We start from the raw sequence: 22,147 nt of genomic DNA on the forward strand, positions 1-22,147 counted from the left end.
ATCGCATTTGCTCCCAGCGAAAGACCGCCTCGAGCGAGCCCTGCGCCGCCGGCAAGGCCACCTGCGATCTGCCCGGTGAGAAACGAGCCCGGGTTCGTTTCCTTTGCGCGCGCCTCTTGGTCTCTCATCTTGCCGAGGAGCTCGCTGTAGGACCGCGGCTCCTCACCTGTGATTTTCGAGGCGAGGTACTCTGATGCAGCCCCGAGCCCTGCCCCGAGCTCATCGCCGAAACCGAAGGACATAGTGTCGCCGGCGCCGAGTGCTGCAGCCCCCGCCATGCCACCTGCGAACTGCGGCTCATTGGAGACCGGGATTCCACCGAAGCGAGGCTTGCGAGGAGCGCCTTCCTGCTCTGCCGCCTGCTCGACGGGGACTCCGTTAAACCTTGGCATGACTCGACTCCCGTGGAGATAGATTCAATGATCGCGCAAACCGAGGGCGCACAATGAAAAACGACGATCTGACAGAGCTGCATGCACAGTTGCACGGCCTGCGGCTGGTTTTGGCAATGGTCATTCAGTCTTTGCCGCCGGGGCATGACCTTGAGGACCGCCTTGATGAGATTGAAGAGCATCTCCGTCGTCAGAACGCTCTATCGGGGACCATCGAGATTGTTCGGTTTTTCCGAAATCTGACGTAGAGATCATCCCTCGCTTTCGCTGCAAGTCGATGATGGCGTCGGCAGCTCGTCGGTCAGCAACTCTCATCATGGTTTCCTATACTGTTTGCCGTCGTCCGGATCGATGTAGAGAGATCCTGGCGGCAAAGCGTTGAACTCTTCATCGGTAGTGGGACGGGCGACGGCGGAGTTGTCCTGCCGGGATGGTGGCATGCCAGTAGCTTCGTCTGCCGTACGCGGCGGGTTGGTCTGTACGTTTGGCTGGTCACTGGGCTTCGGCTTGTAGAACGTGTTCCCACGGATCTCGTCAGCGCGGTCCTGATTGAACTGCTGACGCCGTTGAGCGAGCGCGATTGCCTTGTCGATGATGATCTTCCGCTCGGCCGGTGTCTTGTCCACACTGGCCTGCATGTCCATCAGGATTTGGCGCTCCCCTTCCGTAGGAGCTGCACCGAAGATTGACTTGAGTGAGCCGAGCGCCTGGTTCAGCACGGTATTGTTGAGCTCCGTTGTTGCCTGCCCCTTGGCGTCGTCGAAGAACCCAGTCGGGTCGTTCCGGGCTGCCCACGATTGCCAGTCGGCCATGGCACCAGATCCAGCTCGATCATTCAGTGACTGGCCGTTCTCGCCAGGCGTGATGATGCTCTGCAACTGCTCGGTTGCCGACTTCGAAGCCTGCACTTGGTCGAGCGCGTCCAATACCGCTTTCTTGTCGATCGCGGTCAGGTTCTGCTGGCTCTCCTTCGGCATGTCGCCGCCCAACACATAGCCCATGTATCGAGGGTCATCGGCTTTTAGACCAAGTGCTTCCGCCGCCTGCTTCCGGGCTTCAATCTGACCGCCGACGTTGATGGTCTGCCCGTTGCCGCCGATCGCCTCCGGGCCATTCGCGGTCATTGCATAGGGTCGGTTGTCCGTGATGCCCCATGCCTGCCGCTCCTCGGCCGTGATCGGGCGTGTCGGCGTCTGGAGAGCATTTGCGCGCGCCTTTGCTTCAGCGATCTGTGCCTGCCGCAACGGGTCATTCTGCTCCTGCTGATTGGCGTAGTCCTGACGCGACCGCCACTGCTGTTCCGCCTGTGCCTGCTGGGCTGCCTGCATCTGCTGTTGGAGCATCATGCGGACAGATTGCTTCTGGCCTTCATCGGCAAACGGGCTGGACAGGAACTGCAAAACCTGCGGGTCAATCTGAAACGGCTGTGCCTGCATGGGCTGCGGCTGGGAGGGGTTAGGCGCTGCTGGCTGTGAAGAAGCCACAGGAGCGACCTGAGCGGCCTCAGCGACCTGCACAGGGGCGGCCTCTCCAAGCGCACCAGAGGCGCGCGGTGAAGGCGCAGCATATGCGCTTGCTTGGGATGCAAGGTCAGCCTGCAGAGCAGCGCGTCCGTCGCCATTTTGAGGCGGAGGGACAACGTCTCCAAACCGAGAGCTGTCGAATGCCGGCGAGGCGGGCTGCCTGCCGGGAAACTGAGCGCGGTATTCTGGGGTGGAGCGATATTCAGCGACCTCGTCAGAAAGACTGCCGCCATCGAGCGGCGCCTGTGCCTCGATCGCCTGTGCGGCAGTCTGGGGCGACTGCATGCCCGCGGATGGATCCAGGCTGGCAACCTGAGTCGGCTGCTGACTGCCTTGGAACTGCGGAAGGTAAGCGCTTGCCGTCTGCATACGCCGTGCCGCCTCACCGCCTGGCCGATTGTAGCCTTTGAAAGCCCACGCACGATTCATCAGGCTCTGCGCCTCTTCGACGCTTTGCGCCTTGTTAAGTGAGGCAATGAGGTTCGGATCTTCGCTGAGGAAGAACTTCGCCTGGCCTTCCGGAGATAGATCACCCGTCGCCGCAAGAGCTTGGTATCGCGGGCCACGCCAAGACATGATACCGCCGGCCGTTCCCGGCTTCCCGCTCTCGCTCGGATCACTCCAAGTGCGTGCTGCATTCTCTGGCGACCATCCGCTCTCCGCTTTTCCTGTGGCCGCGACTGCTGCCAGACCAAAGGGATTGGTGAGGCCACCGGCTTTCACCGTTTCGATGAACGGTGTGAAGGTGGAGCCGTTAGACGACACATCGTAAGCTGGGCTGCTAGATGCGATCTCGCTCGCGGCGCCGGATGCGGGAATGCTTGCGTTCACTTCACCACCAGACGGCACTGGCTGGCCCGTGATCTTGCTGAGGATGTCGTTGAACTGCGCGGACGCCTCATCTCGACCCTTCTTGAGGCCCTTGTCTGCTTGGTAGCGCCCGATGCCAGCTGCAGCACCCTGCAGCAGCGCACCGATGCCCTCTCCTACGTTCTTCGGCTGCTGGCCCATGATCCGCTTGGCAAGCGCGTCAGCCGCCGCACGGCGGTTCTGGAGGTCTTCATAGTTCAGACCGGTGTTGCCGCCGAAGATGTAGCCGACCATCAGAGCATACCCTTATTTCCGAAGTTGAAGAGATTGCCGAAATTCATCCGGCCCATCGCTGGCGTCGACGGGTTGGCAGGACTCGCGCCGGGCACCGCTGGTGCGGCTGGAAACTGGTTCTCAGGCTTGTCCATGTAGTTGGCCAAGCCCATTCCAATTCCTGTTGCGAGTTGGGTCGCGCCCTGGGCGACGTTTTGGGCCGGCTGCCCCATGATCTGCTGTTGCACATGCTGCAGCATGGCTTGCTGACGCTGCTCGGACGTCATCTGCTGGCCGGGCTGGCTCTGGTTCTGGAGGAGAAATGACTGCATCATCGAGCCCCCATCTGGAACAGCGCACCGTAGTTCACCCGCTTAAGCCCGTCTTTCCCGGTTCGGACTGCGTCAGGCCGAATGCCCTCGACCTCCTGGGCCATGACCCCGATGCGCTTGGGCGCGTTCTTGCTTTCGCCCTTGTAGCGGTACTCGTAGAGTCCGCCGACCTTCTTGACGTCCTTCTTTGCGGTCTCGTCGGAAAGCGCGAACAAACTCCCCACGCCACCGAGGATCGACCCGAACATGCCTTGTTGCTGCTGCGATGCTGCAAGCTTGTTCTGGTAGTCCTGATTGATAAGGCCGGCATAATCGACCGTTGGGATGCTCTGACCTTGAGTAGCCACAAAGTTTGGATTTGAAACTTGAGCTCCCGACGCCAAGCCTAGGACTTCATTGATGTTCTGGTTCCGCTGCGCATAGTTTTCGTTCAGGTAATTCGAGCGCGCTGCGTTCTGCGCGTTGATGATGGCTTGCTGGGAGTTGAAGCCCTGATCTTTCAGCGCATTGTTTGCAGCGGTGGCACTGTTCTGGTTGGCGTACATCTGCTGCGCAGACGAGTTATTCAGGTTCGCGTTGCTCAATGCCTGCTGATAGGACTGCTGCTGAGCCGTATTGTTGGCCTGCTGCTGGGCGGCGTTCTGGGAGAACTGTTGAGCCTGGGCTGCGTTGCCCATCTGCATGTTGTTGGCGTTCTGCCCGTACTGCTGTGCCTGGGCCGAGTTCGCAAATTGGCCGGAGCCGAGCAACTGATTGTAGTTCTGCTGCTGTGCCGAGTTCTGAAATGCTGCCTGGTTGGCGGCAAGGCCCGCAAGTCGGGACTGCTCCTGTCCAGCGTTGAGCACTGCGCCGATGCGAGCATCATTCTCCTGTCTGGTTGCAGCATCGATCGCCCGGTTATAAGCGTCTGACCCAGGCTGGAGGCCCTGCCCGGCCAACTTCGTTTCAAGTGCCTCCCGGCTTTGCGAGAGCTGCGGGTTGAGCCGCTGCATCAAGGCGTCTTCGTATTTGCTCGTGTCGAAGTTCACGTCATAGGACTTGGTGATATCTCCGGCGTTCCCGAGCGCAGTTTGAATATTCCCGGAGCTGGCAACGCCTTTCTGGATGTTCCCGGCGTTGGCGATAGAGTTCTGGATCGACCCGGTGTTGCCGATTGACGACTGCAGCTGTGGCCCAGAATTGAACTGTTGGTAGGACGGCGCCGTCAGCTTTGAGACATCACCCGCGGCCGGCGCGCCGTTCATCGTAAAAGGGTTCGCCAAGAGAGTGTTAAGCCGGCCAGACTGGGTGTTGGCGAGCGTCGCCAAGTTCTTGCTTGCCGCATCCTCCTGCGCCTTGATGGCCTGTTGTGCAGGTGACAGACTTGTCGTGGCCGTCCACGTCGGAAGGTCGTAGACGTCACCGCTCTGCGGATCGGTCCACTTGTTGGTGCCGGTCTGCGAATAGGTCAACGACCCATCTGGCGTGACCTGATTGACGTTCCCCAAATACCCGTTTGCGATTGCCGTTCCGATATTGGTCGAGGTCTGAGCGGCAGCCGTGTCCTTCGGATCTGGCGCCTTCGGTGTGCTTCCGTAGAGACCCATGTCTATTCCTTTACCCAGTCTTCAACGGTTTCGGTCGATGCGGAATGGCAAGCCGAGAACATCTCGTCCGCAACCTGTTTTGCGTGCTCATAGCCGCCGATGATGGACGCAACGGCGACTGTCAGGGTCCCGATATCTTCCCGTATGACGAAGCCGAACTGCTGTTTCAGCGAGTCTCCTGAGACTCGGAATTCATCGCTCTGCTGCCATCGCACTATGATGGTGTTCAGCAGCGGCGCCAGAGTGATCCCGTGCGCCTGGTAGAAGGCATTGAACGGCAGGACGGTCCAAGCGCGAGACAGCAGCCAGCAGACGTTCCTCTGACGCTGTTCGGTCTCGTCGACTATGTCGTCTGCAAGTCGGACCATCTCCGACATTTGGTGCAGGAAATCAGCTGCAGCTTGATGGCCTTGCGTCCAACGCAGCAGCATCTGGCGCCGCTCCGCCAAGTCCTCGGGCAGCATCAGCCGTTGCTCTCGCCAGTAGTGATCTGAAGCGTTCCGAGATCGAGCTCAACGTCGAGCTTAACCGCGCCGCCCGACACGACTGCGCATCCTAATGCAATGATGTCACCACGGGCCCTTACGTTCTGACGGTACTTGAAATATCCGCGAGAGACGCCGTCACCATCCCATTTTGCCGCGTCCCAGAAACCGACGTCCCAAACCGAAGCGCCGATCGAGTTCAGAGAAACTGTCGAGTAGGAGGGAACAGCGATATCCATGTCGGCACGCGCGAAAAGACGCACCTTAGGCGGCTCTGACGCCCGAAACCGCATCGTTGCAACACCCGCAACCTTCTCTTGCCCATAGCCCTGCACTGCAGCGAAGTGGGAAAGGAAGGACGCTTGGAAAGTCATGCCGTCGTCTGTGCCTGTGTAGTCCCCATGCCAGGCTAGACCGTTTGTCGAACCGAAGAAAAGGTTCTTCTGAAAGCAGGCGAAGCAGTTTGCCGCCCAGTTGGTGACCAACGACCATTTGCTTGTCAGGGCGTTCAGCACCAACGTCGTGTCAGGCGCGACGGGGTTATTGGGGAAACACACGAAGACAAGGTTTTGCTCTGGCCACAGTGTCAGCGTCCAACCAGACCCCGTCACTGCAGCAACAGCGCGCCATATGTCTTCGATCGGGCGGGAGACCGAGACAAGTGAGAGTTGACCACGGTCGCGCTGGAACGACTGCGACAACTGGACCAGACCATCGACCGTTGCGATCAGCACGTCGCCGCCTGAGCGGATAAACGCGTTCTTCCCAAGAGGCCGGCCGATTTGATAAACGCCCACCAGTCCGAAATCGTCGGCGCTCGTAGGGTTCGACCCGCTGTAGACCGCGACTTCTCCTTCTGTGGAGAGGAACACGCAGTATTCGTTGGGACCGTCGCCGCTTTCGATTGACCATGAGAAGCCCGATAGCAGCGATCCGCCGTTCCTCATCACCCCACCCAGCGGGAAAAGCGATGCCACGCCGCCGACCGAATCCAGACCAAGGAAATAGGCGTCTAGCGAACCATTCTTGATAAGGAACTGCCGCTTCTTGAAAACCCACCCGAAATTGAGGCTTGCCATCGTGGTCGTATCGCCCGACGGGAAGGTAATCGCAGGGGCGGTTCCCCATGTAGCTCCATCGTAGAGCTTGCGGGTGTCCATACCATTGAAGCAGACGAGATAGCTCTTGTCCGCATTGGCTTGCTGGAAGGTGCAGAAATCACCGCCGGTCAGCCCTGTGACAACCGCCGCTGTCGTCGTTGGCGGGACGGCCGGTGCGGACATATCGTAGATTGCCGTGGCCGTAGACATGAACATGCGCTCGACTGAGCCGTAGACGTACCGGAAGGCAGAAACGAACGCCCCTCCGTCCGCAGCAAGTCCCCACTTCTCTGAGCCGCCGCGGATGCGGGCGCCGGTCAACGTCGGCAGCCAGTTCTCAAGCACCATGGCCGCGCCGCTCGTCTGCGACGCTATGTCAGCGTTCGTCATCAACCCGAGCGTCGGGGACGGGAAAGGCAGGGGCGCTGATCTCTGCTGGCTTGCTCCGGCACCTGCACCGCGGTTGTTTTGCCGGACTCTTCCAGGCTGCACCGACATCCTCATGCGCCGCGATCCGCATTTATCTCGCTGACGAGATCTGCTTCGAACTCGGCAAGCTGATCGTCGTAGGCAAGCCCCTTCTGTCGGCGCCAGCGCCAGACGACGTTCTTCATCAGCAGGCGCTCCGGGAACACGGCTGTGTCGTCATCTGCCGAATATCGATCTTTGAAGGCAGCACCATTTTGGACCCAGCTTTTCGATAGGTAGTCCATGATGGCGCTGACAGCCGCCGACGCAGGGGCAACACGGATTTTTCCGGAGCTGATGAAGTAGTAGGGCTGTGCCGGCGTCATTTGGGACACTACTGCCCACTGGCCGCTGTTCGTTACCGGCCGGATAAACTGGCCCGTAGACGTCCGAATGCCGCCTCCTGGCGTGAGGCGCTGGAAATCGGAAGGAAGGCTTACGTTAGAGGCCAGGATGGTCCCGGTTCGTAGCAAAGCTTGCCAATCGGCGCGTCGCGAGATCTCGTCGCCGGCCTGCTGGGCAAGATCGAGCATCGTCAGGGCGTCAGGATCTGGATTCCCGTAGATGGCGTCGAAGCGGTCGATCGTGACCTCGTCGCAGACCTCGTCGATGACGGATATTAAGCTCATGGCGTTAGCCCGCCGATCACGACCTGGGCATTGCCCCAGCGCGCACGTTCATCTTGGAGATTGAGGCCCCGAAGCGCGAGTTCCTTGAGCGATCGGCCAGCCTGCATCGTTTCGACGTCCCTCTTCCAGATCCCGATCTCTTCGACGAGCCCGTAGAGGTAGGCATCTGGTGCTTTCTCCAGCAGCCAATTCGTCGGGTTCGCCGGCGTGAGCGCGGGGATTTTAGCGTAGTAGTCGAGGCGAACCGTACCGCTTGAGGTGGGGCGCACCCGCATGACGTTGCCGACGATGGAATATCCGGCCGGGATGCCGCCGTAGGAGCCGTATCGCCGATCGAGCTCTGCCAGAGACCAGGCATTCAATCCGCGACCGTCAGGGGCCGACACGAGGCGCGCTTCGAGAAAGTCAGCGGGGAGATCCGCATCACCTGATACCAAGGTGACGTTCCCCGAGCTCTCCATTTCGCCAACGCGGAGAACGCGATTGAACTTTGCCTCCGCGAGGGCAACCAGACGCGGGAAGATGTTCGCGATGTCGTTGGTACCGGCATACTCGCCGGCGTCGATGAGCAGGGACGCATAGTCGCTGATTGCCGACATCACTCTTCCCCTGCGATCATTCGATACTGGACACGCGCAAGCCCGCCGATGATGCCGTTCTGGTCGGCGCTCTTGGTGAAGCCGGTCATGACACAACCATCAACCGTGCTTGCCGAGTAGGCGATGCCTTGAAGCTCACCGCTCTCCGCCATCTCAAGAAGTTCGCGGAGTCGTGTGACCACGTCATTCTGAACCTCAGATTTCCAGCTTTCGGGCTGTGTGATCAGGCGAAACGGCTCGGTCATCAGATCTGCCCTTCAAAGCTCCGCCAGGCGCGGTTGTCACCGTCGTTAAGCCAACGCTTCACGAACTTGTCGTCGCCCTCTGTGTGGGCTCTGACGAGGTTCTGCTCATGCGCATGATTCAGCGGAATTGATGCGATCTTCACCCAATCGCCCATGCGGTTTCCCGATGTAGCGTTCCGGGTAAACTCGTTCTCGCGCACGAGATTGTCGACGGGCGTATCGATGCGGAAAACCCGCTCGTTGCCATCGTCTTTGCACCAGACGGATCGCCCCGTCTGGTGGTCGTAGCTGAATAGCGACCAGTCGCCATCGCGGATGATCACCGATCGTCCTCCGGGAAGGGCAGATGCGCCTTGCCGTTCTGGATCAGTTCTTTCGCCTTCGTCGCGGAGACGGTGACGCCTGAGCCGGCCGTCTTCCGATCGCCATCCGCTTCCCAGTAGTCGGCGTCGAGCACAACGGCGATCTGCTTCTCGCCCTTCACGGTCTCCGGCGCTGCGAACAGTGCGCGCGGGGTTTCGCCGGGTGTCTGGCCGATAACCTGGGGAGGCGCGTCAGCATTTGCCGGCTGCTTCGGAGTGGTTTCGGCCGTGATGTCGCCCGTCGGCGCGACAATGCCAGAGGTGCCGTCCGTTCCTGTCGGCGCGAGATTGGCATCGGCTGCATTTGCAAGCTCTGCGAGCTCTTTCTTCGTCAGTTTGTCCGTGGTCATGATCTTCTCCTTGAGGAAATGGAAAAGGCGCCCCGAAGAGCGCCTTTCATGTTCCGGCCGTGAAGGGCCTTACGAGACTGCGGCCGAGAACGGCGTGGCTTCGGTGCCCGTGCCGCTGCAGATGACCTGCACGGCCCAGACGCCCGGCTGGACCGCCTTGATCTTGATCCGGTCACCCTTGATACCGCCCTTGGTCGAGCCGTTCATGGTGATCGTGTCGGAGTCCGGTGCGGTCTCGAAAGCCACCACCGTGTCACCTGCGTCCTGTGCCGTGATGCAGACGCCAGAGATGGTGTCCACAGCATCGGCAACCTGGATGATCAGGTTGTTCGACGTGATGGAGGTGCCGACGAAGATATCGAACTCAGTACCGTGGCCCATGTTCTTCGGCAGGGTCATGGTGATGCCGGCCGCACGGGAGGCGACGACAACAACGCCGCCACCGTGAGTGCTGCCGTTGAGAGCCAGAACGGCCGAATCCGCGACGAACGGAAGATAAGCGTATGCAGACATGGTCGTTCCTCCTTACTGCGATGCCGACAGGCCGAAGAGGTCAGCGGCTACGCCGAGGCCTCGCTCGTTGCCGACCTTGAGCGTGCCTTCACCGATGATGACGCCCTTGTCGGCGTCGCCGGTCTTGGCGACTTCCTTGTCCTCCTGGATCTTTCGAAGCCAGAGGAACTCGAGGAAGTTCGGATCAATGAAGAAGGCGTTGCGCGCGATGCTGGCTGCCGTCGACATGACGCGGTTCGGGTGAACCATGACCGTGCCGAAGGGGCCTTCGTACATGTCGGCCGAGGCAACGATCGTGCGGCGCTCACCGCCATTGCCGGATACGGCGTAGCGGAACGGAGCGACGTTGGCGTCCGACATGAAGGTGACGAACACCGACTTGATGTAGGACGAGCCCATGACGTGCTTGAACGAAGCGCCGCTCGTGTAGCCCTGCTGCATCACGTTATCCAGAATGGTCTTCGTGAATGCGCGCTGGGCGCCGTTGGTCGCGGGGACGGTTACGTTCCCGTTGTAGCCGCCGTTGGCACCACCGGCGCCGCGGGAGGCGTTCGTCTTGATCCACGAGGGGATGCCGCCGAGACGGCGGATGTTGCCGCCCTGCGAGCCCTGGTTGCTGACGATCGCGTACTCGACGTCCTTGCGGATCTCGACGCCCTTCTTCAGCTTCTGGTACTTCCGCTTCTGGACCTTGCCGGCTTCATCAACGACCTCCTGAGTGGCCGAGATGATCCAATCCTTGCGCAGGATCTGGGTGTAGTCGCCGAGCTTCTCCGGCGGGGTAACGGCGCCGAAGGTGTACTCCTCACCTTCCTCGCGGGCATTGTCGCCGGGTGCGGCAAGCTCGTCCGTTTCCCATGTTGGGTTGACGGAGACGCACTTGCCCTTCTCGATCATGGAGTAGATCGGGGTATCTTCCGGGGTGATGCGGGAGACCACATCCGAAAGCTCTTCACGATTGCCGACCGCACCCGATGTGCGGACGGTGTTGGAAATGACAGCCATGTGCTGATCCTCGATAACAGGGGGTTATTCGAAGTCGATGTTAAGGGCGTCCTTAATCGACCCGGTTTTGCCCAACCGCTGCATCGCGTCCTGATTCTTCCTGACCTGTGCGACATTCGCCCCTTGAGCCTTAGGCTTCGGGGTGACTGGCGCCGGCGCGTTGTTCACCTTCGTCATCGCCTTCTTCTTCGCCTGCTCGGCAGCGAGGCCGAGGCGGGCGTAGTGAATGACGCGGAGATATCGGTGATCATCGAAGTTCTGCATCTCCTCGGTGGAGAAGCCCAACTCGTTGCCGGTGGAGAACGCGCCGTCGAAGAACTTCTCGCGGCCTTCGGGTGTCGCTGTTTCGGGAAAATACTCCCGCAACTTGGCGTCTTCCTGGGCGAGCTTGCTGGTCTTCTGGTCTTGCGTCAGCTGCTGCACAACCTGCTTCGGCTCGTTTGCCTGAGCCAGGATCTGGTTGACCCGGAGAGCGGCGGCTTCATAGACCGCACGTTCTTGGACATACCGACCTGGATCCTGCATCGCGAGCGAAGGATTCGGCTCTTGCGGCATCTGACTGATCAGGAATTGCGCGATTGTGGTGGCCGTGTTGGTCACCCGGTTGGATAGCTCCTCCAGCGATCGGGTTTTGTTGCCGATCTCGGAGGTCTTCACGCGATAATCTCGCTCCCGCATGTAGCCGAGCTTCAGTTCCTTGATAGGAACCTGCTCGCCGCCTTTGAGCGTGACGAGAATGCTCTCGTCGTCAGCCGTTTTGCCCTTGGCCGGTTCGGCTTCAGGCTCTTCGGCTTCCTGCTCGTCGTCGGTTTCTGCGGTCGCATCGGCTTCTTGGTCCGCATCCTGTGCGGCCTCATCCGTCTCGCCCTGAGATCCCTGGTCTGCTTCGTCTTCCTCGTTGGCCTCATTGGGCTCGTTGAAGTCGAGGTTCGCAGGATCATCCATGTCGGTCGATAGATCGTTTGCACGAGCACTATCACTCCCCTGCACTGCGCCGGGGTTGGTGGTTGCACGGTCTGCCATGTGGTTGCCTCTTGGGCTGGGGGTCCACGCTCCGGCTGATGCGGGAACGCCTAAGAGCCGGGTTGGCCTAACGGCTCCCGGCTACGAAGTTCTGGATCTGTCGGGCTTGTTAGGCCGGTGCGCCGGTGTTGGGCGCGTTGGCTTCGTCGATCGTCGCTTTGATCTTCAGCCGGAATTTGCGAATGGCTCGCACTTCAGCAGCCATGGCGGCACGCTCTTCATGTGCGACAGGAGCGGCGTTGACGCATTTGTCGACGGCTGCCTTTTCCATCTCATCGAGCAGTAGCGACACGAGCGGATTGTCAGCGAGTGCGCGGGCGCAGGCAATCTTCTCTTCAGCTCTCATGCGCCCTTCCCTGCCAAGTACAAAGCGCCGAAACGCTCGTCGTCGAGCTCTGGATTCGACCAGTCGCGCAACCCGTTCGCCAACACGCCCGCAGCCCCAACGCTATTGAATTGGATAATATCCCGCAGTCTCGGGTTATCGTTTACGCATTGCCGAATACGAGACGCCGTCTCCGGAGCTACGGTCTTGATGTAGTTTGGATCCGCCATATAAGCGCGAATAGCTTCGGTCATTAGCTCGCGCGGCACCTCGGCGCCACGGTAACCGTTCTGCTCCGGCCCAAACCTCTTGCCGTAACCCTGCGGGTTGTTGGTGTCGTTGTAGATGTCGCGAAGCTGAGAGTTGACACCAGTATGCGGGATCTCTCCTGCGGACTGGTCAATGATATGGCCTATCTCGTGCTGCGCTACGCGGCTGCGCTGAGGTTCTTCGAGCGAGTGGGAGAGAGCGACATGATCAGGCTCGCCGTCGCTTCGGAATGCTGCCCGACCCATGTCTCGTCCAAGCTCCGGAGATCCTGGAGCAGAATAGCGTATTGCCTCGCCAGTTCGCGCCTTTGCGATTTCTTCCAGTGCTTCACGCGGTAGCGCCACGTCAGGTCCGGACACTTCCCGTCTTCCCACCACATATCGGGCAGATAGTGGCCGTCCATCAATGTCTGATACAAGCTTGCCTGCGTCATCAGATACGGCTCCCGCGGGATAATCGACCTCGAAAGCACGAGGCGTTTTCATAGGAGGATCATAAAGCCTTGGGCTCCTGCTGGCAACGTTTTCAGAGGTTTTTGGCAGTCGACTTCTGAATGCCATCCCTCCAACCATCAGGCTCGCGGCGTCCATAGCTCGGCTTATGTCGTCGGGGGCAGCTTTTCCAGCGAGCACATCGCCGGGGAAGGTTAAGCCGGACCACACACCTTTGACGGCTGCTGCCGGTATGCTGTCATTGAGAATATAAGCGACGATCTTATCGCGGAGAGCGTCCGTCACCCTGGCATCCCTCCAACACTGACAGCACGCATCGGCTCACCTGTTAGAGCCTGCACCGCCGATTGCCTCGACTTGAGCTGCAGTTCCTGCTCAATCTGGAACCGCTTCAGCGCCATCTCCTGGTTGATCCGCTCTTGCCCGAGCTGGAGGTCATTGGCCAACTTCTGCTGCGCCAGCTGGAAATCCTGCTGCTGCTTCTGGGCTTTGGCCGCTGCCTCTGCCTGTGCCTGCTCAGTTGACGGGTCCGGCTTGCTCGCCGCCTGCTGCTGGCGGGCCTGCATCGCGGCAATCTGCTCAGGCGATGGCTTTGCGAAGAACATGTCGGCAGAAGGGAGCCCGGCAGCCTCGACCAACTTGCTGATGGCGTTCGAGACGTTGTCCGGCTTCACGAACGGGTTGTCGGCATCGCCATAAGCGTTGAGGAGCTTCTCCTGCAGGCCGAGGATCATGTTCATCGCCATCATGTCTCGCTCGCGTGTGCCGGCGCCTAGCCCGACGTTCACGGTCGCGTCCATATCGGCGTTCCACTGCCGCGGATCGAACGTCACCCACTTCCCACGAAGCCTGACGGTGCGCGGCTTGTCCTGATGCTTGATGATCAGCTTCAGGAGTCCGCGGAACACGCGCTTCAGTCCTCGCGCAGCGGTGCGGACCATCAACTCGGTCTGGCCGATGCCCGACTGCTCAATCATCGCCGATGCCGTCGCTGTGACGTTCTGCAGTGCGTCCGGCGGCAGGCCACCCGAGGCATCCGAGATCCCCGTCACGTTCCTCATGCGCTTGTCGAAATAGTCAAGCATCTGGAACGACTGGCCGGCGACGAATGGCACTTGCGTGAACCCGAGAGCGGATCTGACGTCAGTGCCGGCCGTGACCCGGATGGGTTTGCCGAACGATGGGTTTAGAACCGCGTCCGGATTGACGATGGCCTCTTCCTGCGCGATCGGCTGCGGCTTGTTCTGCCAGTAGAGGTTATCCAATGTTTCCCGGAGCAGAACGGTCTTGACCTTCTGGTCGTCCATCGTGTCGTCGGTGATCGATACGCCTTCACGCTGATGCGGCTTGCGCTCGATGACGACGTCGGCGAACGGGATCTCGTCCCATTCCTTGTTCTCCAGCAGGTTCTCCGCCTTGATCGAACCCGCATAGATCAGCCGGCGAAGCTCGGCGATACCGTCGTCGTCCTCGTCGATGCGAACGTAGAGCTCGTAGTACTCCAGCTCCTCGAGCGCCTTTGGCATATCGTCGCCGAAGGAGTAAATGTCGCGCCGGGTCTCCTCTTCGCTCTCCTTGTCGTCACTCTCGCTGACACACGGGATGGCTTCGATCTTCGTCCGGTCAAAACCCATCGCAATAAGGTCGGAGCGACGCTGGCGCAGGTTGATGCCGACCATCGGGCTCTCGTCGAGATCCAGCGTATCCGGATGCACGAGGAACTGCTCCGGCGGGACGGCTTCGACAACCCACCTGCCCTTTTCCGACCGTCGCTTGATACGAAGGTCATAGACCTGCACGAGCATGGTCGAGCCCTCGGGCTGTTGAACAGCGTCGAGTGCCTGGCTGGCTTCCAGAACCTCGACCGAGTCGTCCGCGACGAGCTGCGTGACTGCGTCCTCGTCCAGTCCTGTATGATCGGAGACCGAGACAGTGATCTTCTTGTCGTAGTACCAGCGGATGATCCCGTTCCGGAGCTTCATCGCGTCTGTCAGGGCATCCTCGATCGCCTCATAGCCCTTGCTCTCGGGCAAGACCACGTAGTTCACGTATTCGGTCGCCTGCTCGGCCTGCTCTTCCTCACCTTCTGCTACCGGCTCATATTCGACGACCTTGTCGTTTCCGAGCAGCGTCCGAACGAGCGAGGGCTTGGCCTTCTTGATGTTGGCGCGCACATCCCGGGAGACGACCTTCGACCGCCCTTCCTGCGAGGGGACATCCGACATCTCGCCGTCGAAGTATTCGCTCGACTTGTCGCGGTCGGTCCCGAGCTCATTGCGGTAGGATTCGCAATCCCGCACCAGCGCCGAGACGATCGACGTGAGGCTGTCCGGCTTGGTGTCGGGCATTAAGCCACCTTCTGTGTCTTGAAGTCCCAGTCAGAAACAGCCTTCTTCACTTTGGCATGCCTCTTCATCATGAGCGCGTAGCGAGACGCAGAAATCAGGTCGTCTCGCTCTTTGACGACCTTGCCGTCTTTGCGGTGATAGAGACGAAACTCGTCGAACCACTCGCCGCATGTGGAAAACACCTTCCAGCGTCCGGTCTGCATCCGCTGGAGCATATCCAGGATGCCTGCTTCAACACCGTTCGTGCCATCATCGAATGTGGCACGTTCAGGAAGCATCGCAAGTCCCTGCACTTTATACTGTTTCGCAAGCTGCTCGCCGCTGCCTTTATCGTGCTGCAGCCCATCGTGTGGCCAAGACCAGGGAAGCCAAGCGCCCCAAGGTTTAAGCGCGGCTGCATGGATAATCGGCGTCGCCTCGCGCTCACGGTAGACCTTGGTGACGTAGAATACGTCAGCATCTCGGTCCCATGCGCAGCCTGCGGCGCCGAATGGGTGATCCCACCCGAAGTCCAAGCCGCCGATTTGTACCCAGTGTTTGGGTATCTCGAACGGCGCGACGGAGATACTCTCCTCCGTGACCGGGAAAATCCGCCCAGACCCGAGTGTCGGAATGCCCTTCGACCGTGCTTCCCGCTCATGCGCCGGGTAGCTGGCGATGATCTTGGCGCGGTCTTCTGGCGTGTAATGCTCCGCATCATCAATCGTCATCGTAGTGACGTGACGGGAGAGCGCACCCACATCGCCGGGCGATGGCATGATGAAACGGGCGACGACCGTCGAGACACCGAGCAATGGGGTGAAGGTCGTCTGCGCGAACTGGCCTCGCTGTCCGTTATTCGTTCGCGTCAGGCCCTCACTGTAGATGTCCTCTGGCGGTTCCTCGTCGTACCAGACGCCGTCTACCGTAGGTCCCTGCCATTTCTCACGGCCCTTTTCGTACGCCTTGAAAGCGATGATGCTCTGAGACGCCTGGACGTCACCGCCGCCGCCCCAGCGGATTACGACGCTGTCCAGCAAGTTGGGGACACCCATGGCTCGCGTGCGATCAACGATGCAATCGGCAGGGATGAACCCCGTTCCCCACTGCTCCTCAAGGGCTGGGGGGCCAATCAAGATACGCTGCGGATTATCTCGGGTGCTTTCGCCAGTAACCGAGCCGGCCCAGAGCAAAGGAGCGCTGTCGAACGTCGCGCCGGTCCACCAGTCGGGGTAGCGGCCTGTAAGGTGGATAGCCCACTCTGCGCCACCGGCAATCGTCTTGCCTAACTGGTTACCGGCCATGAACAGACGCTCGGACTTGTCTCGGCCTGCTGCATGGAATTCGCGCTGTTTCGCGTAAGGGCTATACCTACGGAGCTTATTCGTCCGGAACCTACGGTCCTTCTCCTCCAGCAGGCGCGCTAATTCCTGCTTTTCCGAGGAGCTGAGCGATTCGAGCATCTATCTGCCCTTCCGGGGTGGTTTGCAGCGAACCGGAAACATCTAGCTTCTGTCGGTTCGTGTAAGCGTCCCCTACTTCCTTCGCTGCCTGCTCAAGAAGCGACGCAGCTAAGACCATGTTGCCGCGGTCCTCCGCCTTCTCTGCCATGCGCTGGATAGCGCGCAGTCTGACAGCACGGTGGCTGATGGCGATTTTGCTTGTGTCCTCAAGAAACGCCTTACGAGTCTCCTCGAAAAGCATCCGCCATTTATCGGAGAGGTTCGCTCCTGCTTTCTTCGCCGGGTCATAGTTTTCGATCGACTGGCGCGTGACCACTTCGCCGAAATCTCGCCTGACAGCGTCAGCGACGACAGACGGCGTATCGAAGCACGCCAATGCCTGCACGATATATACTTTGATGGGCTCGCTGAGCTTTGCCTTGGCCATAGTGTTTGTCAGGCCCCTGTCAGGCTACGCGTAGCTGGCACGTCCCGCATGCATGTTCGATGCGAGCGCGGGCGACTTCCGGCGGGCGGTTGGCCGCATCGACCATCTCGCGCACACCCGCTGCATCTGCACCATAGCGACGGACGATACCGACGAACTGCTCGACATCATGCCCACGGATCACGAACACCGGCTCGCCAGTGCTCTTGCTGAACTTCGGGGAGCCGAACTCATCGACATCCTGGGCGGCGTGGTAGAGCTCATGCTCGACCAGCGCCATGAACTCCGCGTCTCCGCACTGCTGGCAGTAATCGGCATCGAGCGTGATGATGAAATGCGGGATGATGCCGAACCAGTCGGTGATCTGCTGGACAGCGCGAGCGCGCGACCATTTGCCCATCGCACCCTGCGGTGATCCCGTCTCGCATTGGCCGATCACGCGCCGACCCTTGCTGTTGTTCTCTGCCACAGTCCAGAGGTAGCCGATGTGGGCTTCTCGGAGGTGGTCGTGGTCAGGGTTGGCGACCGGCGATGCCCGGTCGAAGAACGTTGCCTCGACCCATGCGGCCACTTCAGGCGCAGGGAGGAATGCAGGGCCGCTTATCCCTGCCATGTCCGCTGGCGGAAACGGCCTGGTCATGCGAAGTTCTCGTGCCGGGCGTTCTTTAGGACGGGCATCGGCTAACCTTGGGGGACATATGTTCGTAATCCGGCACACGATCGAAGATCGCCAAGGCGAACTCTTGCACGCAGAGGATCTTGATAGGGTTTTTGATGACGAGAACGGCATCATGACGTTCTTGGAAGATCTAACGAACGAGTTCGACCACAACGGCTACGATGGAGAGAACGACCGTTGGTGGGCATGGAATGACGTTGCGGCCGCGCAGCTCCACCTTTGGTGGAAGGTCGCCCTTGCGACATAAAGCTCTGGCAAAGAAACCGGACGCGAAGACCTGCATCAAAAATGGTAACAACCTATAGCAGCGCAACAGACGCCGCTTGAAACCATGGTGCGGTTGTGCCTCAGTGATGGTCATCATTGGAGACCGACATGAAGCCTATCCTCGCCATCGCAATTCTGAGCGGAATCACCATAGTCGCTGGCTGCGCACCTTCTCAGCAACAATATGAAGCCGCTACCGAATTGCTTCGCGGCAGCAAGAAAGCAGAGCAGTACGCGATGCAAGAGTGCCTTACAAAAGGCTGGAATAAGACAAACGTCCATGCAGCATCGATGATGCTCGATGTTTCTGAGAGGGCCGCACCACGTCTAGCATGCACCAGAATAGTCGGTGCGATGAAGTCAGGCCGTATGCAATATGCTGACGCTGCAAGCTTTAGACGCGGCCGCCCCACACCTGAAATGATCAAGATCTTGCAGGGCCGGTAATCGTATGCTGGGCGCGAATGCCCGACCCCATCTTCGGCTGCCGGTTTCCTAGATTTGGGAACTTGCCTCCTGAACCACGGAATCCATCTTACCAGCTTCGCTCAGAGCGTTTCCCCTGTGGCGGCAGACTTGGGAGGGTCAGATGGCAACGTACCGGGCTATTCAACAAGAGGTGAAGGCGACATACGGGTTTGTGCCTAAGACCTCGTGGATAGCGGATGTTCTCTCAGAACGCAGAGTCGAGACCCCGTCGCTCTCGACACGCCCCATCGCCAACGTACGTGTAGGGCGCTGCCCACCTGACAAGAAGCCAAGCATTGAAGCCGCGATCGATAAGCTAGGGTGAGGCCGGGCAATGGTGCCCGGCTCCATTTCAGGTATGCGGATGCCACCGCTATGACGGCACCTTCTTGCAATATTCAAAACGCAATAAAACCGCGCAAGCGAAGTAAAGGTTAGAGATGAAAGACGAAGGCCGAATGTCTCGCCTCGAACCCGCAATTGACCGATTTCAGGAGGCGCATTTTTGGATTCACTCTTTGGAGAAGTACTACCACAATGCAGAAGCATTTCGTTGGCATCTAAACGTATTTTTGAAAGCCATCAAAGAGGTAATGCCGATCGCGCGTCACGGCCTCCAACAAGAGCAAGGATTCAAGGAATGGTTTAAAACGCATGAATCTGCACGGTCAGCAAATAAGCTCCTCAGAAAGCTTGCAAAAAGCAGAGACTTTATTGTCCATCAGGGCATGCTCGGGATGGAGAGCTACGGGTCAGTTGGTATAACTGAAGGGCGAGGTATCAAGTTAGGCTTCAATGTACGTATAGACCCCCTAGAAGACAGCGACTTTGCAATGCGGAACCTCATTTATGGGCTCGCGGTACACGGAGACGTATTCGGTTTTTTGGCAGAAGACGAAGACTCGATGCCTTGCGTAGAGCGACACTGGCGCCTGCCCGGCATTGAAGGCGACATTGTTGATGCATGTGCAAAGGCTTGGCTTCAGATCGGCTCGATTCTCTCTGAGCTAATCGAGTGGTGCGGCCTCGAACGGCCTGACTTCAATCTGAGCTGCCGCCATTCTAGCCAAAATTTGCATTTCAAGATCTACGATAGAAGACAGTTGCGCCGGATGCTGCACGATTTCCGAGCCGAGCCTGATTTTGAGAGAGCTGCGGACAGCGAAGATGCATCTGACCTATCGGAAGACAATTGAAAGCCGACTCCACTCCTGCTCATCCCACCGGCGCTGCCAAGCGCCATCGGGCCTGAATTGATAGAAGCCTGACTTCTGCACATGAGGGCCAGGAACGAAGAGCGTGAGGCAATCGCCCTCGGGCAATTCTACAATGCGATGGATCTTGCCGGCTGCGTTGTGGACGCGATCGCCGGACTTCCGGTGGTGAACGGTCATCGAGCCGTCTAGCTCGTAGACCTCTTCGACATACCCGCCGGAGATGATCAGGCTGTCCGCGTCGAAGGGGTGATCGTGCGGGTCGCCATGATCCGGAGCCGTAAAGCGGTGCAGCACGGCATATGACGGCAGCTCGTCGAGGTGATATTTGACGAAGTGGCCGCCCATGCGCTCTTCGCGAACTGTGATCATGCAGCCCTCACTTCAAACAGAACTCTGTCCGTAATTTCCGTCACGTCGGCGCGAGGGCGGGAAGGACAACACCATGATCTTCCCTTCGTTCGGCCGATCTCACGCCATCCAGCAGCTGCGAGGCTGGTGCCAGCTTCATCGGCGCGGATGTAAGTTCCGATCGCCAAATAGCCTAGGGCGAAGGACGCCCTTGCGGCCGCTCCATAAAGAAATGAGCAAGCATTCCTGGTGCCGTTAGAGCACATGCGGGTGACTTCCAGCGTGGTACCATCGTCACGATGGCGCGATACAGGCCTGCCGACAATTACGACGCCAACGACCTCGTCCCCGATCATTGCTGCAATGCTGAACTTATGCCCCACAACCGGCCTGTGATGGCGGTGGTGCTGTTGGATGAACCCGTTTGCGGCGGCGAGTGAGATCGGCGCCTTATCAAGCTTCATCGCTTTCTCCCAAAACGAAAACCCCGCCGCCGGGGTGACCAGAGACGGGGCTAGACACCAGCCGCTGAGACTGGGTCGCTGAGTGCGTCCGTATATGGATTAGGCATTCCGCCGGTCCAGAAAGGAGGTGCAGAATGGATACTCTATTGGCAGTCCTTGAGATCGTCCTCACGACGTTGACGATTATCAATATCCTCTACCAATTACGCTGTAACAGGCGGCGGTCTCGATAACCCTGCAAAAAGCCGCCCGATCACAAATCGGACGGCTTGAATAATATGAACTCAGTTCGTATTTCGTGTTGACGAATGCGAACTCAGTTCGTATAAAGGACTACCGAAGCAGTTCCGCTTCGGTAGGACTAGGAGCACACCATGAGCATCAAGCTCAGCATCCAAGTCCGGTTCGGCAAATGGAGAGTAACGATCTCCCTTAGCCGGTAACTGGGGGCCGGAGGGGTAGCAGCCCCTCCGGTTCCCAAGATATTAGGTCTCAGGAGCTAAATCAATGGAAACCGAAGTCGCTGTCGATCCCTCTAATCTCATTTCCCCCCGCGAACTGTACGCACTGCGTAAGAGCGCGGACATGACCCAGACCATGATGGCCGACGCACTAGGCCTTACCCTGCGCGGCTACCAGAAGCTCGAAAGCGGCGAGAGCCCCATGAAGCCTATCCATGGCAAGGCCGCTATGTTCGTTCTCATCGAGCGCATGGCTGAGGGCCACGTTTCGGAAGACACCGGCGTTCGAGACCTCGTAACCCGTGCCTACGGTATGTTGAACAGCGCGTTCGGCTGATCTGATGTCGTCGGGCAGGCCAGGCCCATCACACAATCAACGTGCGCCCGATCGCCTAAGTTGAGGTTTGACCTCGAATTGGATGCCGCCATTCTGTTACGAGGCTGGCGGCCGCCCTATGCTGGGATCGCCAACAAATGATGACAGCCATTGGCTGCCTCTCATGCCCCACTAAACCGCTTACGGTTCCGCGAGCTCCGTTGAGGCTGCGCCTCAAATTCCACGCATGGTTTCGGAAAAATGCCGGGTGGTGAAACCCCGACGTAGGCCCGGCGATACCGCTCAGAACAGCCCATCAAATCACCTGATGGGCGGCAGTCTACACGGCCTCCGAAAACGATGCAATATCAAGCTCCACAGGAACGAGACCGTTCAACGTCTCAATCATAGCTTTGATGCTGTTCCGACCGGTAGCGTCCACAACATATCCGGTCATGCCGCGGAGAAAGCTGCCCTCGCCTACCACGATGCGGCGGTGCTTCGGGTAGATCTCGCGGGCCTCTTTGCGGGTGAGCTTGCCGTTCTTTTGCTGCTCGCGCTGTAGGCGGAACGCGCGCTGGCGTTCCATAGTCTCGGTGGCCTCCTCTTCCGCTAGGCGGATCCGCTCCACCTGAATGGCCGGTATGGGCAGCGGGCAGCCAGCCACGCCGAGGATGGCCGACACGCCATCGCAGTCGGAGAGGCGCCAGAAGTCGCGCGGCGACCGGACGAAGCAATAGCCGACCATCATGGGGAAGCGTTTCACCAGGTATTCCTCGGTGCGGTGGTGGCGCACCTCGCGGACGGTCGACGGCATGTAGACGTCAAAGCCTGCGTCGCGCAGGTTCCGCTCGATGATGAACTCGCCCTTGCGCGCTTCCGCCTCTCCTACCCGTGGAGCGGCCTTGCGCTGCGTGCCTGGGCGGGCCTTGACCGCATACCAGTTGTCTCTTGCCATTGTGGTGTTC

At 59.4% G+C, this 22,147-nt stretch carries 27 protein-coding genes; 5 read left to right on the top strand and 22 right to left on the bottom strand.

Annotated features, from left to right (window positions below):
* Positions 1-445 precede the first annotated feature (445 nt).
* The gene (locus tag ASG25_RS10860) at positions 446-640 is read left to right on the top strand and encodes a hypothetical protein (protein WP_062473338.1); all 195 of its coding nucleotides are present in this window, start codon (positions 446-448) and stop codon (positions 638-640) included.
* Positions 641-706: 66 nt separating this feature from the next.
* On the opposite strand, the gene ASG25_RS10865 is transcribed toward ASG25_RS10860, so the two are convergent.
* From ASG25_RS10865 to ASG25_RS10960, 19 genes are all read right to left on the bottom strand, one after another.
* Positions 707-3,019 (bottom strand): hypothetical protein, encoded by a 2,313-nt coding sequence (locus tag ASG25_RS10865; RefSeq protein ID WP_062473340.1) that lies wholly within the window; start codon positions 3,017-3,019, stop codon positions 707-709.
* Entirely contained in the window at positions 3,019-3,333 is a 315-nt protein-coding gene (locus ASG25_RS10870; protein WP_062473342.1) for a hypothetical protein, read from the bottom strand. The genes ASG25_RS10865 and ASG25_RS10870 overlap by 1 nt, the downstream gene beginning before the upstream one ends.
* On the bottom strand, positions 3,330-4,916 hold the full coding sequence (locus tag ASG25_RS10875) for a tail fiber domain-containing protein (protein WP_062473344.1): 1,587 nt from the start codon (positions 4,914-4,916) through the stop codon (positions 3,330-3,332). Before ASG25_RS10875 ends, ASG25_RS10870 begins: the two co-directional genes overlap by 4 nt.
* Before the next feature lie 2 nt (positions 4,917-4,918).
* Positions 4,919-5,380 carry a hypothetical protein gene (locus ASG25_RS10880; RefSeq protein WP_062473347.1) on the bottom strand — a complete coding sequence of 154 codons (462 nt, stop codon included), beginning with the start codon at positions 5,378-5,380 and terminating at the stop codon, positions 4,919-4,921.
* Positions 5,380-7,005: a hypothetical protein gene (locus ASG25_RS10885; protein ID WP_062473349.1), complete on the bottom strand. Its 1,626-nt coding sequence runs from the start codon at positions 7,003-7,005 to the stop codon at positions 5,380-5,382. Before ASG25_RS10885 ends, ASG25_RS10880 begins: the two co-directional genes overlap by 1 nt.
* Positions 7,002-7,598, bottom strand: coding sequence for a hypothetical protein (locus tag ASG25_RS10890; protein ID WP_062473351.1), 597 nt, complete (start codon positions 7,596-7,598; stop codon positions 7,002-7,004). Before ASG25_RS10890 ends, ASG25_RS10885 begins: the two co-directional genes overlap by 4 nt.
* Positions 7,595-8,197 (bottom strand): hypothetical protein, encoded by a 603-nt coding sequence (locus ASG25_RS10895; RefSeq protein WP_062473354.1) that lies wholly within the window; start codon positions 8,195-8,197, stop codon positions 7,595-7,597. Before ASG25_RS10895 ends, ASG25_RS10890 begins: the two co-directional genes overlap by 4 nt.
* Positions 8,197-8,442 carry a hypothetical protein gene (locus tag ASG25_RS10900; RefSeq protein ID WP_062473358.1) on the bottom strand — a complete coding sequence of 82 codons (246 nt, stop codon included), beginning with the start codon at positions 8,440-8,442 and terminating at the stop codon, positions 8,197-8,199. The genes ASG25_RS10895 and ASG25_RS10900 overlap by 1 nt, the downstream gene beginning before the upstream one ends.
* Complete coding sequence (locus ASG25_RS10905) at positions 8,442-8,765, bottom strand: hypothetical protein (protein ID WP_062473362.1); 324 nt, start codon at positions 8,763-8,765, stop codon at positions 8,442-8,444. The genes ASG25_RS10900 and ASG25_RS10905 overlap by 1 nt, the downstream gene beginning before the upstream one ends.
* Positions 8,762-9,154, bottom strand: coding sequence for a hypothetical protein (locus tag ASG25_RS10910; RefSeq protein WP_062473364.1), 393 nt, complete (start codon positions 9,152-9,154; stop codon positions 8,762-8,764). Before ASG25_RS10910 ends, ASG25_RS10905 begins: the two co-directional genes overlap by 4 nt.
* Positions 9,155-9,223: 69 nt before the next feature.
* Positions 9,224-9,667, bottom strand: a complete 444-nt coding sequence (locus ASG25_RS10915) for a hypothetical protein (protein ID WP_062473366.1) — start codon at positions 9,665-9,667, stop codon at positions 9,224-9,226.
* 12 nt (positions 9,668-9,679) lie between these two features.
* A complete protein-coding gene (locus tag ASG25_RS10920; RefSeq protein WP_062473368.1) occupies positions 9,680-10,672 on the bottom strand; it encodes a DUF5309 domain-containing protein in 993 nt (330 codons plus the stop codon).
* Between the two features lie 24 nt (positions 10,673-10,696).
* The gene (locus ASG25_RS10925) at positions 10,697-11,695 is read right to left on the bottom strand and encodes a hypothetical protein (protein WP_062473370.1); all 999 of its coding nucleotides are present in this window, start codon (positions 11,693-11,695) and stop codon (positions 10,697-10,699) included.
* Between the two features lie 109 nt (positions 11,696-11,804).
* Entirely contained in the window at positions 11,805-12,041 is a 237-nt protein-coding gene (locus ASG25_RS10930; protein ID WP_062473372.1) for a hypothetical protein, read from the bottom strand.
* Positions 12,038-13,027: a hypothetical protein gene (locus tag ASG25_RS22740; RefSeq protein ID WP_156466884.1), complete on the bottom strand. Its 990-nt coding sequence runs from the start codon at positions 13,025-13,027 to the stop codon at positions 12,038-12,040. The genes ASG25_RS10930 and ASG25_RS22740 overlap by 4 nt, the downstream gene beginning before the upstream one ends.
* Positions 13,024-15,090, bottom strand: a complete 2,067-nt coding sequence (locus ASG25_RS10945; protein ID WP_062473377.1) for a hypothetical protein — start codon at positions 15,088-15,090, stop codon at positions 13,024-13,026. The genes ASG25_RS22740 and ASG25_RS10945 overlap by 4 nt, the downstream gene beginning before the upstream one ends.
* Positions 15,090-16,532 (bottom strand): terminase large subunit, encoded by a 1,443-nt coding sequence (locus tag ASG25_RS10950; RefSeq protein ID WP_062473379.1) that lies wholly within the window; start codon positions 16,530-16,532, stop codon positions 15,090-15,092. The genes ASG25_RS10945 and ASG25_RS10950 overlap by 1 nt, the downstream gene beginning before the upstream one ends.
* Positions 16,465-16,959, bottom strand: a complete 495-nt coding sequence (locus ASG25_RS10955) for a DUF2280 domain-containing protein (RefSeq protein ID WP_062473381.1) — start codon at positions 16,957-16,959, stop codon at positions 16,465-16,467. Before ASG25_RS10955 ends, ASG25_RS10950 begins: the two co-directional genes overlap by 68 nt.
* Before the next feature lie 19 nt (positions 16,960-16,978).
* The gene (locus ASG25_RS10960; protein WP_082480087.1) at positions 16,979-17,599 is read right to left on the bottom strand and encodes a putative metallopeptidase; all 621 of its coding nucleotides are present in this window, start codon (positions 17,597-17,599) and stop codon (positions 16,979-16,981) included.
* Positions 17,600-17,750: 151 nt separating this feature from the next.
* Between ASG25_RS10960 and ASG25_RS23605 the strand changes: the two genes are divergently transcribed.
* The 3 genes from ASG25_RS23605 (at position 17,751) to ASG25_RS10975 (ending at position 19,569) form a co-directional block, all read left to right on the top strand.
* On the top strand, positions 17,751-17,885 hold the full coding sequence (locus ASG25_RS23605) for a hypothetical protein (RefSeq protein ID WP_280136447.1): 135 nt from the start codon (positions 17,751-17,753) through the stop codon (positions 17,883-17,885).
* Positions 17,886-18,013: 128 nt separating this feature from the next.
* The gene (locus ASG25_RS10970; protein ID WP_062473386.1) at positions 18,014-18,352 is read left to right on the top strand and encodes a hypothetical protein; all 339 of its coding nucleotides are present in this window, start codon (positions 18,014-18,016) and stop codon (positions 18,350-18,352) included.
* Between the two features lie 479 nt (positions 18,353-18,831).
* Positions 18,832-19,569, top strand: coding sequence for a hypothetical protein (locus tag ASG25_RS10975; protein WP_062473388.1), 738 nt, complete (start codon positions 18,832-18,834; stop codon positions 19,567-19,569).
* Here ASG25_RS10975 and ASG25_RS10980 read toward each other — a convergent pair.
* Positions 19,552-19,959: a hypothetical protein gene (locus tag ASG25_RS10980; protein ID WP_062473390.1), complete on the bottom strand. Its 408-nt coding sequence runs from the start codon at positions 19,957-19,959 to the stop codon at positions 19,552-19,554. The two genes, ASG25_RS10975 and ASG25_RS10980, sit on opposite strands and share 18 nt — an antisense overlap.
* Positions 19,956-20,402 (bottom strand): XF1762 family protein, encoded by a 447-nt coding sequence (locus ASG25_RS23465; protein ID WP_062473392.1) that lies wholly within the window; start codon positions 20,400-20,402, stop codon positions 19,956-19,958. Before ASG25_RS23465 ends, ASG25_RS10980 begins: the two co-directional genes overlap by 4 nt.
* A gap of 507 nt (positions 20,403-20,909) precedes the next feature.
* On the opposite strand from ASG25_RS23465, the gene ASG25_RS10990 reads away from it, so the two are divergent.
* Positions 20,910-21,200: a helix-turn-helix transcriptional regulator gene (locus ASG25_RS10990; protein ID WP_062473395.1), complete on the top strand. Its 291-nt coding sequence runs from the start codon at positions 20,910-20,912 to the stop codon at positions 21,198-21,200.
* A gap of 319 nt (positions 21,201-21,519) precedes the next feature.
* On the opposite strand, the gene ASG25_RS10995 is transcribed toward ASG25_RS10990, so the two are convergent.
* Positions 21,520-22,137: a transcription termination/antitermination NusG family protein gene (locus ASG25_RS10995; RefSeq protein ID WP_062473397.1), complete on the bottom strand. Its 618-nt coding sequence runs from the start codon at positions 22,135-22,137 to the stop codon at positions 21,520-21,522.
* Positions 22,138-22,147: the final 10 nt, after the last annotated feature.

It is taken from the genome of Rhizobium sp. Leaf384 (assembly GCF_001424065.1).
Lineage (GTDB): Bacteria > Pseudomonadota > Alphaproteobacteria > Rhizobiales > Rhizobiaceae > Ferranicluibacter.